We start from the raw sequence: 14,176 nt of genomic DNA, 5'->3' as shown, positions 1-14,176 counted from the left end.
GGCGAGGAGGGCTCATGGCAACGATCCCCACGCTCCCCAGCAGGGACGACGTACTCCGCATGGCGCGCAGCACGACCGACATCACCGGCCAGCTCCTGGACACCGCCGGGAACCTCACCCGGATCGCGCTCAACACCTTCGACCCCAGGGACGGATCGGGCGCCGAGGTACTGCGCGTTCTGCGGCAGACCACCGCCGAACTCGCCGAGGCCAGCGCCTCCCCGCAGGCGCAGGAGGCCTTCTACCGCATCGTCGAGACGCTCACCCGTCTCGGCACCAGCGGGGCGCCCCTCGCCGTTCACCCGGTGAGCGAACCGGCGCAGGCCCTTCTCGCGGCCCTCGGCGACAGCCTGCTGCCGGTGCTGGACGCGGTGGAGCCGGCGATCGAGGAGTTCGCGGCGGCGCTCGGCGAACTGGTCGAGGCGACCTCGCCCCTGCTGCCGGCGACGGCGGGTGTCGCCGCGGGCGCCCTGCTCGCCGTGACCCCGCTGCTGCGCGCCGCCGCGGAGGTGCTGCGCGAGTCGTCGCCCGAACTGCGCCGCATCGCGGACGCGTTGACGGCCGCGCCGGCCCCGCTGATGCCGCTCCAGGTCGCCCTCGCCGAGCGGACGGCCGCCGCCGGCGCGAACGTCGTCCGCGCCGCTCTCCCGCCGCTTGCCGATCTCACGGAGGCGGCGGCGGCCACGGCCAAGGCCGCCCGCCCCGCCCTGATCGCCGGCGAGGAACTCCTCGTGGCCGGACTGGAACGCCTCCAGCCGATCCTGCTCGCCGGGGCCTCGCGCACGGGACGCGTGGCACGCGGGGTCGCGGTGCGGGTGTCGGCGGCGGTCAGCCCGGCCGTCGAGCCGGGGGTCGTGGTGGCCGTCAGTCCCGCGTAGAGGGCATGGTGACCCGGCCCCGAAACGGCTGTGACTGAGGTGTGACACGCCCCGGCTAGAGTTCTTGCCATGCGCGATCTTGGTGCCGGTTTCAGGTATCTCCTCAAGGGCCAGCGATGGGTGGCCCGGCACGGCAAGCAGTACGGCTTCGGGCTGATCCCGGGCCTGATCACCCTGGTGCTCTACGGGGGTGCGCTCGTCGCGCTCGCGCTGTGGGGCGAGGACTTCGTGTCCTGGTCGACGCCGTTCGCCGACGACTGGTCGAGCCCCTGGCAGGGCCTGTTCCGCGGCTTCCTCACCGCCGTGCTGTTCACCCTGGGCCTGCTCCTGTCGGTCGTCACCTTCACCGCCGTGACGCTCCTGATCGGCCAGCCCTTCTATGAGAACCTCTCCGAGAAGGTCGACCGGGACGTCTCCCCGGACGGCACGGCACCCGAGTCCGGTCTGCCGCTCTGGCGCGAGCTGTGGATCTCGGGCCGCGACAGCCTGCGGATCGTGGTGCGCGCCGCCCTGTGGGGCGTGCTGCTCTTCGCCCTCGGCTTCACCCCGGTCGTCGGCCAGACGGTCGTTCCGGTGCTCGGTGTCGTGGTCACGGGCTTCTTCCTCACCGAGGAACTCACGGCCGTCGCCCTCCAGCGCCGCCGTGTCGAACTCCGCGACCGCCTCACCCTGATGCGCTCCCGCAAGACCCTGGTCTGGGGCTTCGGCACGCCCCTGGCCGCAGCCTTCCTGATCCCCTTCGTCGCGGTGTTCCTGATGCCGGGCGCGGTCGCGGGGGCGACGCTGATGGCGCGGGAGCTGCTGGGTGAGGAGACCCAGGAGGACGGGGCGCCCGCGCCCGACCAGCAGAGCGTCAGCCGGTGACCGGGCTGCCGGCCGCCACCCTCAGGATCGTCCGTACCTGGGCGATGATGTCCAGCCGGTTCCGCACGAACTCGGGGTCGGTCACCGACCCCGTCGCCGGGTCGGTGTTGCCCGCCCCGAACTGCAGCACCGGCGTGTGCACATGCCCGCCCGGCAGCGTGTCGTGCAGCCCAAGGCGGTCCCGCAGCAGCGTCGCCCGGTAGGCGATCTCGTTGGACAGGTAGTCCCCGCCGCCCCCGGCCCGCGCGGTCGAGCCGGGCGTCGGCCCGTCCGGCCGGACCACGGCCTGCGTACCGCCCGCCGGGATCTCGGTCACGCTGGTGTTGTCGTACACCGGGAACCGGCCCGTGTCCGCGGCGACGATCTTCGCGTACGGCAGGGTCGTCGTCGTCCACTGCGGCTGCGAGGCCGGGTCGGCGACCGGCACGGTCCCGGTGCGGGAGACGTTGTCGTTGTCCGGGAAGCCGCCCCGCCAGGCCCCGTTGGTCCGCTCGACGTCGAACCGCCCGACCCGGCCCTGGCTCACGGTCGTGAACAGGTCGGCCCGCTTCAGATACGGCCGCAGTGTCCGCTCCACCGTGCCCTCGGCGAAGTCCTGCCAGCGCACCGGGAACACGGCGGTCTCCACCCGTGCCGGCCCGTCCGCCGTCTCGATCACCGTGCCGTCGAGGGCGAGCGCGGTGGCCCCGGACGGATTGGAGATACGGATGTCACGGTCGAGCGTGAACGGGTCGAAGCCGGTGACCAGGATCCGCTTCAGATCGCCGTGCGGATACCGGATGTCGGTCTGGCCACGCGACGTCCGCTCCAGCGCGTCCAGCAGCGCGCCCCGCTGCCCGTCGCCCAGCCCGAAGCCCGGCTCCCATGTCCGCACCTCGCGCGTCATCGACAACCGCGCCCAGTACAACGGCCGATCGTCGTCCCGGCTGAGATCCCCCGCAGCCGATCCTCGCCCCTGCGCCCGGTCCACGGCCCTGCGCCACAGCGCCGACCCCGTCCGCTCGACGACATGGCGGGCCTGCGCGTACGAGTGCGCCGCCTTGAGGTCGCGGGCGAACCGCGCGGCCGGGGCGTCGAATCCGGAGCGGCGCAGTATCTCCTGGGGCACGGCCCTGTCGAGCCGTTGCTCCTCGACGGTCGGCGGCGCCGCTTGAGTCCCGGCGGCGGCAGCGGTGCCCGCCGTCGGGGCCGAGAGGCCGGCCAGCAGGGCCAGTCCGAGGACGCCGATCCGAACACGTATGGAATTCAAGGCAGTTCCGGTCCTTCCGTCACGGTGGGGGAGGCAGAGCCTGTGTCGTGCGGGACGCCGGAAGTATCGCGTGGCGGGAGTGGTCTACGCCATGGTGCCGGACATCTTCACCGCCGCTTCCCCAGCACTTCAGGTCTCGCGGACGTGGTTGCTCGCCGTGGGGGGTTCCTCAATCGGTGGTTGCGGTTTCAGGTGCTTCGCAGGCGCCGAGGAAGGGGGGAGACGTGCTCGAACTCACCGAGGAGGCACCGCGATGGCGGCAAGGCGCACCCAGGCCGATGAAGCACGCGAGGCGGTCGTCGAGGCGGCCCTCGCCCGGCTCGACCTCGACGCGAAGGCGCGGCTGCTCTCCGGCCAGGACATGTGGACCCTGCCCGCGCTCCCCGGCATCGGCCTGAAGTCCCTCGTCATGTCCGACGGCCCGATCGGCGTGAGGGGCGTGCGCTGGACCGCCGACGACCCGTCGATCGCGCTGCCCTCGCCCACCGCCCTCGCCGCGACCTGGGACCCGCCGCTCGCCCGCCGCGCCGGCACCCTCCTCGCCCAGGAGGCCCGCCGCAAGGGCGTCCATGTGCTCCTCGCCCCCACCGTCAACCTCCACCGGTCCCCGCTCGGCGGCCGCCACTTCGAGGCGTACAGCGAGGACCCGTATCTGACGGGGACGATCGGCGCGGCCTGTGTGAGCGGCGTCCAGGCCGGCGGCGTCGGCACCACTGTGAAGCACTTCGTCGCCAACGACGCCGAGACCGACCGCTTCACCGTCGACAACACCGTGAGCGAACGCGCCCTGCGCGAGCTGTACCTGGCGCCCTTCGAGATCATCGTCGGCAACGCCCGCCCCTGGGGCATCATGACCGCCTACAACACGGTCAACGGCACGACGATGACCGAGCACCACCACCTCGTGAACGAGGTTCTGCGCGGCGAATGGGGCTTCGACGGCTTCAACGTCTCCGACTGGATGGCCGCCCGGTCCACCGCCGGCGCGATCGAGGGCGGCCTCGACGTCGCCATGCCGGGACCGCGGACCGTGTACGGCGAACCCCTCGCCCGGGCCGTGCGGGACGGCGAGGTCGCCGAGGCCAGGGTCGACGACGCCGTGCGCAACGTCCTGCGGCTCGCCGCCCGCGTCGGCATCCTCGACGGCGCCGAGCCCGTGGTCACCGACCTCCCCGAGACCGTCGACGGCCGTGCCCTGGCCCGCGAGATCGCCCGCCGCTCCTTCGTCCTGGTCCGCAACGACGGCGCCCTCCCGCTGCGCCCGAACGGCACGGTCGCCCTCATCGGCGCCGCCGCCCGCGACGCCCGCGTCCTCGGCGGCGGCTCGGCCACCGTCTTCCCCGCCGGCGTCGTCTCCCCGCTCGACGGCCTGACCGCCGCGCTCCCCGAGGGCACCCTCACGTACGCCGTCGGCGCCGACCCGAACACCGAACTCGCCGCCGCCGACCAGGGCTTCGAGCTACGGGCCGTGTGCCGGGACGCGGACGGCAACGCCATCGGCACGGGCTCCGCGCCCAGCGGCCACATCCAGTGGATGGGCTCCGACCTCCCCGAAGGGGTCACCCACGAGACCCTGCACTCCGTCGAACTGACCGGCACCTTCACCCCGCGCGACACCGGCGCGCACACCTTCGGCATCAAGGGCATCGGCGGCTTCAAGCTCGTCATCGACGGCACCACCTACTACGACGACGTCCAGCGCCCCGCCAAGGACGACCCCTTCATCACCTTCTTCGGCGCCCCCGTCCCGCGCGCCCGGCCCGAACTCACCGCCGGCACACCGGTCGAGGTCTCCCTAACCCACCTCGTGGAGTTCCCCGAGGACGTCCCGATGAAGGTCGTCGGCTTCACGCTCGCCCACCAGGAGCCGCAGCGCGACCCCGACGAGCTGATCGCCGAGGCCGCCCGCGCCGCCCGGGGCGCCGGCACGGCCGTCGTCGTGGTCGCCACCACCGACCGCGTCGAGTCCGAGGGCTTCGACCGCACCGACCTGACGCTGCCCGGCCGCCAGGACGAGCTGGTGCGCGCCGTCGCCGCCGCCAACCCGAACACCGTCGTGGTCGTCAACTCCGGCTCCCCGGTGGAGCTGCCGTGGCGCACGGACGTCGCCGCGGTGCTGCTGAGCTGGTTCCCCGGCCAGGAGGGCGGCGCCGCCCTGGCCGACGTCCTCACGGGCACCCACGAGCCGGGTGGCCGGCTGCCCACCACCTGGGGCTCGCTGGCCGACGCCCCGGTCACCGAGGTCGTCCCCACGTCCGGCGGGCTGTCGTACACCGAGGGCGTCTTCATCGGCTACCGCGCCTGGGAGAAACACGGCAGGGTCCCGTCGTACCCCTTCGGGCACGGCCTCGGCTACACCGACTGGACCTACGAGTCCGCCGAGGTCAAGGGCGGCACCGTCACCGTCCGCGTCCGCAACTGCGGCGAGCGCGCCGGGCGCGAGGTCGTGCAGGTCTATCTGGCGCCGAGCGAGCCGGACGCCGACCGGCCGGCTCGGTGGCTCGCCGGGTTCGCCCCTGTGGAGGCGGGACCGGGGGAGCGGGGCGAGGCCGTGGTCGAACTGCCGCGCCGGGCGTTCGAGGTCTGGGACGAGAAGACCAATGCGTGGACCTTTGTGAAGGGTTCGTACGAGATCCAGGTGGGGCGCTCGATCGCGGACCGCCGGGTCACGGCGACGATTAACGTCTGATCCGGGAGAAGTGCCCAGGAACAGCCCCGGTCCAGGACCCTGACAACACCTGGACCGGGGCTCGTGCCTTTCGCCGTCGGTCAGCGCGCCGAGAAGCCGTACACCGTCTCCGAGCGGAACACCTCGCCCGGACGCAGCACCGTGCTCGGGAACTCCGGCCGGTTCGGGGAGTCGGGGAAGTGCTGGGTCTCCAGCGCGATGCCGTCACCCGCAGCGAAGGGCTCGGGCAGATGGTCGCCGGTGTAGAGCTGGAGGCCGGGCTCGGTCGTCGCCACCGTCAGCACCCGCCCGCTCGACGGCTCGTACAGCTCGGCGACCTTCTGCGCGCTCGCCGTCACACCCTTGTCGAGCACGAAGTTGTGGTCGTACCCGGCGCCGACCTTGCGCGCCTGACGGAAGTCGAAGCGGGTGTCCGTGACGTCGTCCAGGGCGCCGGTCGGAATGAGGTCCGCGTCGACCGGAGTGAACCGGGAGGCGGCCAGCCGCAGTTCGTGCCCGCCCGCGCTGCCGGAACCGGCCCCGGCGAGATTGAAGTAGCTGTGGTTGGTCAGGTTCACCACGGTCGGCGCGTCCGTGACCGCCTCGTACGCGATCCGCAGCGCCCCGCCGGCGTCCAGCGTGTAGGTCACCGAGACCTCCAGCCGCCCCGGGAAGCCCTCCTCGCCGTACGGGCTGACCCGCTCGAGCCGCAGCCCGTGCTCGACGGGCGTCACGTCCCACACCCGCTTGTCGAAGCCGCGCTCGCCGCCGTGCAGGGAGTTGGGCGGCGTGTTGGGCTCCAGCGCGTACGTCAGGTCGTCGAGCGGGAAGCGGCCGCCCGCGATCCGGTTGGCGTACCGCCCGATGAGGGCGCCGAGATAGGGACCCGGGTGGGACACGTAGTCCTCCAGGGAGGCGAACCCCAGCACCACGTCCGCCGGGTGACCGTCCCGGTCCGGCACCTGGAGCGACTGCACGATCCCGCCGTACGACAGCACCCGTACCCGCACGCCGGCGCGCTCCAGGGTCCATCGGTGGACCTCGGTGCCGTCGGAAAGTGTGCCGAAGTGTTCGCTCATGAGCGGAACACTAGTTCGTGACCGTCCGGTAGGCGATCTCGGCCAGCCGTGCCTGCCCGTCGACACTCGGATGGAACCAGTCCCACCGGCTCAGCTGCTCGGTGCCGAACCGGAAGTCGTACACCGCGCCGTCGTCGAAACGGCACCGGCGGTCCTTCTCGCAGACCTCCTCCAGCACCTTGTTGTACGCCTCGACACGCCCCTGCACCGTCTCGCGCCGCTGGTTGGACTGCGTGGTGAGGGAGTCGGGGTCGCTCAGCATCGACGGGCAGATGCCGAGCTCCCACACCTGTTTGCCCAGCGGATTGGTACGGCCCTGCTCCCACAGCCGCATCAGATTCGGCACGCTCGCCACGAACACCTGTGCCTTCGGCAGCGACTCGCGCAGCGTGCCCATCGCGTCCTCGAACTGCGCCCGGAAGTCGGCCACCGGGGTCATCGCGTCGGTCGACGCACGGCAGGCGTCGTTCGCCCCCGCCATCACCGCCACCAACTCGGGCCTGCGTGTCGCCGCCTGGGCCATCTGCCCGGGTACGTCCGCCATCCGGGCCCCGGTCACCGCGTAGTTCCAGCTGTTCCGGGCCGCGTTCGCCTTCCCCAGCAGCCGTACGGCCAGGCTGTCGACCTGGGCGCTGCTGCCGGTCGCCCAGGAGACCTCGGGGCAGTCCGACAGGACCGAGCAGGCGTCGAAACCACGGGTGATGGAGTCGCCCACGGCCGCGACGGAGGCCGGGCTGCGGTCCCAGGTGGGCGTCGGCTTCGGGGACGGGCGTGCGCTGCGCGCGTCGGTGCCGGAGGGTGCCGGCGAGTCGCCGCCGACGGCGTCACAGCCGGCGGCACCCAGGACGGCCGCGGTCACGGCGGCCAGGACAGCGCGCGAAAGGTGCTGTCGCTTCGGCATGCCCTGGTCCATCCCCTCGTCCGTCCCGGTCGGCCACCCACTGATGTGTCCAACCCATAACAACGCACGAGGGTTCCCGCCCGGCTCATGCAACGGCTCACACCCGTACAAGCGTCCCCCCGGGTGAATGGCGGGCGTTTGACGGCACCTGGACGGACGGTACGTCACACTCCTTGCGCCGCCGCACGGTAGCCTCGCCATCAACGTGGCCGCCCGGCCACGATCGTCCGCCAGTTCGCAAGATGTCCGCTCAGCCCGGAGGTCCCGGTGACGACACGTGGAGTTCTGTACGTGCACTCCGCGCCGCGCGCGCTGTGCCCGCACGTCGAGTGGGCCGTCGCCGGGGTGCTCGGCACGCGCGTCAACCTCGACTGGATCCGGCAGCCCGCCGCGCCCGGCACCTGGCGCTCGGAGTTCTCCTGGCAGGCCGAGGCGGGCACCGCCTCCAAGCTGGCCTCCGCCCTGCGCGGCTGGCACCTGCTGCGCTTCGAGGTCACGGCCGAGCCCTGCCCCACCGCCGAGGGCGAGCGCTACAGCTGCACCCCCGAACTCGGCATCTTCCACGCCGTGACCGGCATCCACGGCGACATCCTCATCCCGGAGGACCGCCTGCGCGCCGCCCTGGCCCGCTCCCAGCGCGAGGAGACGGACCTGGCGGCCGAGATCGCCAAACTCCTCGGCAAGCCGTGGGACGACGAACTGGAGCCCTTCAGATACGCGGGCGAAGGCGCCCCGGTCCGCTGGCTGCACCAAGTGGTCTGAGACAGGGACAAGTGAAGGGCCCCCACCTCGAAAGGTGGGGGCCCTTCACGTACGTACAGGGGGCGCTCAGATCGTCCGGAACGCCAGCACCACGTTGTGCCCACCGAAGCCGAACGAGTCGTTCAGCGCGGCGATACGGCCCTCCACGGGCAGCTTGCGGGCCTCACCGCGGACGACGTCGGCGTTCGCCTCGGCCTCCGGGTCCAGGTTCTCGACGTTGATGGTCGGCGGAGCCACCCGGTGGTACAGCGCGAGCACCGTCGCCACGGTCTCCACACCACCGGCGCCGCCCAGCAGATGACCCGTCATCGACTTGGTGGCCGACACGGCCATGTGGTCGGCGTCGTCACCGAACACCTTCCGCAGCGCCTTCAGCTCGGCGATGTCACCGGCCGGCGTCGACGTCGCGTGCGCGTTGACGTGCACGATCTCCGCCGGGTCCAGGTCGTTGCGCTCCAGCAGGTTCTGCAGGGCCTGCGAGATGCCCCGCCCCTCCGGCTCCGGCTGCACGATGTCGTGCGCGTCGGCGGAGATGCCCTGCCCGACCGCCTCGGCGTACACCCGGGCCCCGCGCTTCGCGGCGTGCTCGGCGGACTCCAGGACGACCACGCCGGCGCCCTCACCGAGGACGAAGCCGTCGCGGGCGACGTCGTAGGGACGCGACGCGCCCTGCGGGTCGTCGTTGTTCTTGGACATCGCCATCATGTTGCCGAACGCGGCGATCGGCAGCGGGTGGATCGCCGCCTCCGTGCCACCCGCGACGACGATGTCGGCGCGGCCGGTGCGGATCATCTCGATGGCGTAGCCGATGGCCTCGGCGCCCGAGGCGCACGCGGAGACCGGCGTGTGCACGCCCGCACGGGCGCCCACGGCCAGACCCACGTTCGCGGAGGGGCTGTTCGGCATCAGCATGGGGACGGTGTGCGGCGAGACACGGCGAACGCCCTTGTCCTTGAGCACGTCGTACTGGTCGAGCAGGGTCGTCACACCACCGATGCCGGAGGCGATGACGGCACCGAGGCGGTCGGGGTCGACCTTCGGGTCCTCACCGGCCTTGGCCTCGAAACCGGCGTCGGCCCAGGCCTCCTTGGCCGCGATCAGCGCGAACTGCGCCGAGCGGTCCAGGCGGCGGGCCTGCGGCCGCGGGATGACCTCGGTCGGTTCCACGGCGACCGGCGCGGCGATACGGACCGCCTGCTCGGCGGCCCAGTCCTGCTCCAGGGGCTTGACGCCGGACTTGCCGGCGATCAGGCCCTCCCAGGTAGAGGCTGCGTCGCCACCCAGCGGTGTGGTTGCGCCGATACCGGTGACGACCACGGTGCGATTGGTCGAGCTCACGGGAATTCTTTCTCCAACGGATACGAGGATTCAGCGGCGCCACCGCCGGGTGGCGGGGCAGGCAGCCCCAGGCTGGATCGGAGGATCAGCCCTGGTGCTTGAGGATGTAGTCGGTCGCGTCGCCCACGGTCTTGAGGTTCTTGACGTCCTCGTCCGGGATCTTGACGTCGAAGCGCTCTTCGGCGGCGACGACGACCTCGACCATGGACAGCGAGTCGACGTCCAGGTCGTCGGTGAAGGACTTGTCCAGCTGGACGTCCTCAACCGGGATGCCGGCGATCTCGTTCACGATGTCGGCGAGACCGGCGACGATCTCTTCCTGAGTGGCGGCCATCTTGGCGCTCCTTCGTAGATATCTCAGAGGGTTTGGCGTCCGCCGCGTGAGCGGCAGGTGGTGCGTTTCCCGTGCCGGCTCACATGATCCGGCACGGAGTGCCTAGGGGAGAGTAACGACCGTCGCGGCGTATACGAGACCCGCCCCGAATCCGATGACGAGCGCGGTGTCGCCGCTCTTCGCCTCGCCGGTCGCCAGGAGCCGCTCCATCGCGAGCGGGATCGAGGCGGCCGAGGTGTTGCCGGTGGTGCGCACGTCACGCGCGACCGTGACGTGTTCCGGCAGCTTGAGTGTCTTCACCATCGAGTCGATGATCCGCTCGTTGGCCTGGTGCGGGATGAAGACGTCCAGGTCGTCCGAGGTGATCCCGGCCGCGTCCAGCGCCTGCTGGGCGACCTTCGCCATCTCGAACACGGCCCAGCGGAAGACCGCCTGGCCCTCCTGCGTGATCGCGGGGAACTTCTCGACCTCGCCGGCGCGGTAGTCCGTCCACGGCACGGTCTGCTTGATCGTCTCGGACTTGTCGCCCTCGGAGCCCCAGACGGTCGGGCCGATGGCGGGCTCCTTGGCGGGGCCCACGACGACCGCCCCGGCGCCGTCACCGAACAGGAAGGCCGTCGCGCGGTCCTCCAGGTCGGTCAGGTCGGACAGCCGCTCGACGCCGATGACCAGGACGTACTCCGCGCTGCCCTCGACGATCATGCCCTTGGCGAGGGTGAGACCGTAGCCGAAGCCCGCGCAGCCGGCCGAGATGTCGAAGGCGGCGGCCCTGTTCGTGCCGAGCTTGTCGGCGATCTCGGTGGCGACGGCCGGGGTCTGCTTGAAGTGCGAGACGGTCGAGACGATCACGCCGCCGATCTGCTCGGCGGAGATCCCGGCGTCGGCGATGGCCTTGCCGGACGCCTCGATCGACATCGCGGCGACGGTCTCCTCGTCGTTCGCCCAGTGCCGCGTCTCGATGCCGGAGCGCGACCGGATCCACTCGTCGGACGAGTCGATCTTCTCCAGGATCACCTCGTTGGGCACCACACGCGTGGGGCGGTAACCGCCCACGCCGAGGATGCGCGCGTACGGGGCGCCCTTGCTGGGCTTCAGCTTCGCCATGCTCCGGGCTCCTTGTCAGGCGTGCTCTGCGATGAGCTCGCGAGCAGCGTCCAGGTCGTCGGGGGTCTTGAGCGCCAGGGTCTTCACACCCGGCAGCGCGCGCTTGGCCAGACCGGTCAGCGTGCCGCCCGGGCACGCCTCGATCAGGGCCGTGACGCCGAGCTCCTTGAAGGTCTCCATGCACAGGTCCCAGCGGACCGGGTTGGCGACCTGCCCGACGAGCCGCTCCAGCACCTCGGCGCCGGTGGCGACCGCGTGGCCGTCCTTGTTGGAGACGTAGGTGACGCGCGGGTCGCCGGGGACCAGCTCCTTGGCCGCCTCGGCCAGCCTGTCGACGGCCGGGCCCATGTGGTGCGTGTGGAACGCGCCGGCGACCTTCAGCGGGACGACCTTGCGCACGCCCTCGGGCTTGTCCTCGTTCAGCGCGGCGAGCTGCTCCATGGTGCCCGCGGCCACGATCTGGCCGGCGCCGTTCATGTTCGCCGGGGTCAGGCCCAGCTTCTCCAGGTGCGCGACGCTGACCTCGGGGTCGCCGCCCAGCAGCGCCGACATGCCGGTCTCGGTGATCGCGGCGGCCTCGGCCATGGCCAGGCCCCGCCCCCGCACGAGGGTCAGCGCGGCGGTGTCGTCGAGGACGCCCGCGTAGGCGGCCGCGGTGATCTCACCGACGCTGTGGCCGGCGACGGCGCCGGGCGGGGTGTCACCCAGTGCCGCGGCGGACAGGATGCCGGCCGCGACGAGCAGCGGCTGCGCCACGGCGGTGTCCCGGATGGCGTCGGCGTCGGCCTGCGTCCCGTAGTGGGCGAGGTCCAGTCCGATGGCGTCCGACCAGGCACCGAGGCGGTCGGCGGCACCGGGCAGTTCGAGCCAGGGGGTCAGGAAGCCGGGCGTCTGGGCGCCCTGGCCGGGAGCGACGAGTACGAGCACTCTCACACTCTCTCTTGGGGACGGGCGGCGCCGCCCGTGGGGACAAGGACGAAGAACACGAGGGGGTTTTGTGGGGCCCCGACAAAAGCCTAGAGCTGGAGATCGCCGTCGGCCAGACGCCCCAGGATCAGCGCGATCCGCAAAGTGAACGCGGAGCGCACATCGGACGGCGACCAGCCGGTGACGTCAGTCACACGTCGAAGCCGGTAGCGCACGGTGTTGGGATGCACGAACAGCATCCGCGCCGCGCCCTCCAGACTGCTCGCCTGTTCGAGATAGACGGAGAGTGTCTCCAGGAGAGCGGAGCCGGCTTCCTCCAGCGGTCTGTAGATCTCCTCCACCAACTGCTCGCGGGCGCTCGGATCGCCCGCGATGGCACGCTCCGGGAGCAGATCGTCGGCGAGTACCGGCCGCGGGGCGTCCTGCCAGGCGGAACACGCCTTCAGCCCGGCCGCCGCGGCCTGCGCGGACCGCGTCGCGGCCAGCAGATCCGGCACGACGGGGCCCGCGACGACGGGTCCGGCGGCATACGGCCCGATCAGCGACTTGGCCACGGCGAGCGGGCTGTCGCTGCCGCCCGCGATCACCACCAGCCGGTCCCCGAGCACCCCGGTCAGCACCTGGAGCTTCGCGTGCCGGGCGGCCCGCCGGATCGCCTCCACGGTCAGTTCGCTGTCCCCGTCGGGCGCCGTCCCGAGCACCACGCACACATGCTCCGGCGAGTTCCAGCCGAGCGCCGCGGCCCGCGACACGGCGCCCTCGTCGGCCTCGCCGCTGAGGACGGCGTTCACGACCAGCGACTCCAGGCGCGCGTCCCAGGCACCGCGTGCCTCGGCCGCCTGGGCGTAGACCTGGGCGGTGGCGAAGGCGATCTCCCGGGCGTAGACGAGCAGCGCCTCGCGCAGCACGCTCTCGTCGCCGGGGGCGGCGACCTCGTCGATCGCCGACTCCATGACCTCGATGGTCGTACGCACCATCTCCACGGTCTGCCGCAGCGTGATGGCGCGGGTCAGTTCGCGCGGGGCCGTCCCGAAGACGTCGGTGGAGATCGCCTGCGGCGCGTCGGGATGCCGGAACCACTCGGTGAAGGCGGCGATGCCGGCCTGCGCGACGAGACCGATCCAGGAACGGTTCTCCGGGGGCATCGCCCGGTACCACGGCAGCGTCTCGTCCATCCGCGCGATGGCCTGTGCGGCGAGGGAACCGGAGGATTTCTCCAGCCGCTTCAGGGTCGCGGAGTGGGAATGGACGTCGTGCGCGGCGGCGGGGGAGTTTCGGGCTTCGGGTTCGGGCACGGGGACAAGACTGCCTTATCCGGACGCGAGTGCGTGCCGGAGGGTCGCGGGTGAGCCTTTCCCGGTGCGGCTACGGTGGTGCCGTGATGGATGTACGGCGCGCCGCGGAGCGCTATCCGGGAGGGGATCCGGCCTCGGGCATCGAGTCGCGCCACGCCTTCTCCTTCGGCCCGCACTACGACCCCGACAACCTCCGCTTCGGCGCGCTGATCGCCTGCAACGAGGAGCGGCTCGCGCCCGGCGCCGGCTTCGACGAGCACCCGCACAGCCACACCGAGATCGTGACCTGGGTCGTCGAGGGCGAGCTCACCCACCGCGACTCCACCGGCCACGAGACCCGGGTCGGCCCCGGCGACGTGCAGCGGCTCAGCTCGGCGGGCGGCGTACGGCACGTCGAGCGCAACGACGCCGAGGTGCCCCTGACCTTCATCCAGACCTGGCTGGCCCCGCTCGCGCCGGGCGGCGACCCCGCGTACGAGATCGTCCACGGCATCGCCGACTCCACGCCGTACGCCGTGCCGGAGGCGGGCGCCCTGCTCCATGTACGCCGACTGGGCGCGGGTGAGCGTACGGCCGTGCCCGACGGGGCGTACCTGTACGTGCAGGTCGTGCGCGGCACGGTGCGTCTGGACGGCGAGGAACTGGGCGCGGGGGACGCGGCCCGCATCACGGACGCCAAGGACATCGAGGCCGTGGGGGTGAGCGCGGCGGAGCTGCTGATGTGGGAGATGGCCGGATAGTGGTGGGGCTCGAGATGCCCAAGTGGTCGGAACATCG

Annotated in this window: 13 protein-coding genes; 5 read left to right on the top strand and 8 right to left on the bottom strand. The window is 72.0% G+C overall.

Features of this window, described 5'->3' with window-relative positions; all coding sequences use genetic code 11:
• Positions 1–14: 14 nt before the first annotated feature.
• Both AC3ETA_RS00225 and AC3ETA_RS00220 read left to right on the top strand, forming a co-directional pair.
• Positions 15–878 (top strand): serine/threonine-protein kinase, encoded by an 864-nt coding sequence (locus AC3ETA_RS00225; protein WP_432190741.1) that lies wholly within the window; start codon positions 15–17, stop codon positions 876–878.
• 69 nt (positions 879–947) lie between these two features.
• Complete coding sequence (locus AC3ETA_RS00220; RefSeq protein WP_432190740.1) at positions 948–1,742, top strand: EI24 domain-containing protein; 795 nt, start codon at positions 948–950, stop codon at positions 1,740–1,742.
• On the opposite strand, the gene AC3ETA_RS00215 is transcribed toward AC3ETA_RS00220, so the two are convergent.
• On the bottom strand, positions 1,732–2,991 hold the full coding sequence (locus AC3ETA_RS00215) for a pyroglutamyl-peptidase I (RefSeq protein WP_432190739.1): 1,260 nt from the start codon (positions 2,989–2,991) through the stop codon (positions 1,732–1,734). The two genes, AC3ETA_RS00220 and AC3ETA_RS00215, sit on opposite strands and share 11 nt — an antisense overlap.
• A 253-nt stretch (positions 2,992–3,244) precedes the next feature.
• Between AC3ETA_RS00215 and AC3ETA_RS00210 the strand changes: the two genes are divergently transcribed.
• On the top strand, positions 3,245–5,680 hold the full coding sequence (locus AC3ETA_RS00210) for a glycoside hydrolase family 3 protein (protein ID WP_432190738.1): 2,436 nt from the start codon (positions 3,245–3,247) through the stop codon (positions 5,678–5,680).
• A gap of 80 nt (positions 5,681–5,760) precedes the next feature.
• Here AC3ETA_RS00210 and AC3ETA_RS00205 read toward each other — a convergent pair whose 3' ends face one another.
• Together AC3ETA_RS00205 and AC3ETA_RS00200 are read right to left on the bottom strand one after the other, a co-directional pair.
• The gene (locus AC3ETA_RS00205) at positions 5,761–6,738 is read right to left on the bottom strand and encodes an aldose epimerase family protein (protein WP_432190737.1); all 978 of its coding nucleotides are present in this window, start codon (positions 6,736–6,738) and stop codon (positions 5,761–5,763) included.
• A 10-nt stretch (positions 6,739–6,748) separates the two neighbouring features.
• Positions 6,749–7,639 carry an SGNH/GDSL hydrolase family protein gene (locus tag AC3ETA_RS00200; RefSeq protein ID WP_432190736.1) on the bottom strand — a complete coding sequence of 297 codons (891 nt, stop codon included), beginning with the start codon at positions 7,637–7,639 and terminating at the stop codon, positions 6,749–6,751.
• Positions 7,640–7,906: 267 nt separating this feature from the next.
• On the opposite strand from AC3ETA_RS00200, the gene AC3ETA_RS00195 reads away from it, so the two are divergent.
• Positions 7,907–8,401: a DUF3145 domain-containing protein gene (locus tag AC3ETA_RS00195; protein ID WP_432190735.1), complete on the top strand. Its 495-nt coding sequence runs from the start codon at positions 7,907–7,909 to the stop codon at positions 8,399–8,401.
• A 66-nt stretch (positions 8,402–8,467) separates the two neighbouring features.
• Here AC3ETA_RS00195 and fabF read toward each other — a convergent pair whose 3' ends face one another.
• The 5 genes from fabF to fasR form a co-directional block, all read right to left on the bottom strand.
• The gene (gene fabF, locus AC3ETA_RS00190; RefSeq protein ID WP_432190734.1) at positions 8,468–9,739 is read right to left on the bottom strand and encodes a beta-ketoacyl-ACP synthase II; all 1,272 of its coding nucleotides are present in this window, start codon (positions 9,737–9,739) and stop codon (positions 8,468–8,470) included.
• Positions 9,740–9,824: 85 nt separating this feature from the next.
• Positions 9,825–10,073 carry an acyl carrier protein gene (locus AC3ETA_RS00185; protein ID WP_004001566.1) on the bottom strand — a complete coding sequence of 83 codons (249 nt, stop codon included), beginning with the start codon at positions 10,071–10,073 and terminating at the stop codon, positions 9,825–9,827.
• Positions 10,074–10,175: 102 nt separating this feature from the next.
• A complete protein-coding gene (locus AC3ETA_RS00180) occupies positions 10,176–11,177 on the bottom strand; it encodes a ketoacyl-ACP synthase III (protein ID WP_432190733.1) in 1,002 nt (333 codons plus the stop codon).
• 15 nt (positions 11,178–11,192) lie between these two features.
• On the bottom strand, positions 11,193–12,104 hold the full coding sequence (locus tag AC3ETA_RS00175; RefSeq protein ID WP_432190732.1) for an ACP S-malonyltransferase: 912 nt from the start codon (positions 12,102–12,104) through the stop codon (positions 11,193–11,195).
• A gap of 89 nt (positions 12,105–12,193) precedes the next feature.
• The gene (fasR, locus tag AC3ETA_RS00170; RefSeq protein ID WP_432190731.1) at positions 12,194–13,399 is read right to left on the bottom strand and encodes a fatty acid biosynthesis transcriptional regulator FasR; all 1,206 of its coding nucleotides are present in this window, start codon (positions 13,397–13,399) and stop codon (positions 12,194–12,196) included.
• Between the two features lie 86 nt (positions 13,400–13,485).
• Here fasR and AC3ETA_RS00165 point away from each other — a divergent pair, with 86 nt between their 5' ends.
• A complete protein-coding gene (locus AC3ETA_RS00165) occupies positions 13,486–14,139 on the top strand; it encodes a pirin family protein (protein ID WP_432191045.1) in 654 nt (217 codons plus the stop codon).
• Positions 14,140–14,176: the final 37 nt, after the last annotated feature.

The sequence above is a fragment of the Streptomyces sp. bgisy027 genome (assembly GCF_057710365.1).
This window is presented reverse-complemented; position numbering and strand designations above follow the sequence as displayed.

Excerpts from the sequence above, each read along its gene's own strand:
- AC3ETA_RS00225 (WP_432190741.1), top strand. The coding sequence starts at position 15 with ATGGCAACGATCCCCACGCTCCCCAGCAGGGACGACGTACTCCGCATG.
- AC3ETA_RS00205 (WP_432190737.1), bottom strand. The coding sequence starts at position 6,738 with ATGAGCGAACACTTCGGCACACTTTCCGACGGCACCGAGGTCCACCGA.
- AC3ETA_RS00180 (WP_432190733.1), bottom strand. The coding sequence starts at position 11,177 with ATGGCGAAGCTGAAGCCCAGCAAGGGCGCCCCGTACGCGCGCATCCTC.
- AC3ETA_RS00185 (WP_004001566.1), bottom strand. The coding sequence starts at position 10,073 with ATGGCCGCCACTCAGGAAGAGATCGTCGCCGGTCTCGCCGACATCGTG.
- AC3ETA_RS00210 (WP_432190738.1), top strand. The coding sequence starts at position 3,245 with ATGGCGGCAAGGCGCACCCAGGCCGATGAAGCACGCGAGGCGGTCGTC.
- AC3ETA_RS00220 (WP_432190740.1), top strand. The coding sequence starts at position 948 with ATGCGCGATCTTGGTGCCGGTTTCAGGTATCTCCTCAAGGGCCAGCGA.
- AC3ETA_RS00200 (WP_432190736.1), bottom strand. The coding sequence starts at position 7,639 with ATGCCGAAGCGACAGCACCTTTCGCGCGCTGTCCTGGCCGCCGTGACC.
- AC3ETA_RS00165 (WP_432191045.1), top strand. The coding sequence starts at position 13,486 with ATGGATGTACGGCGCGCCGCGGAGCGCTATCCGGGAGGGGATCCGGCC.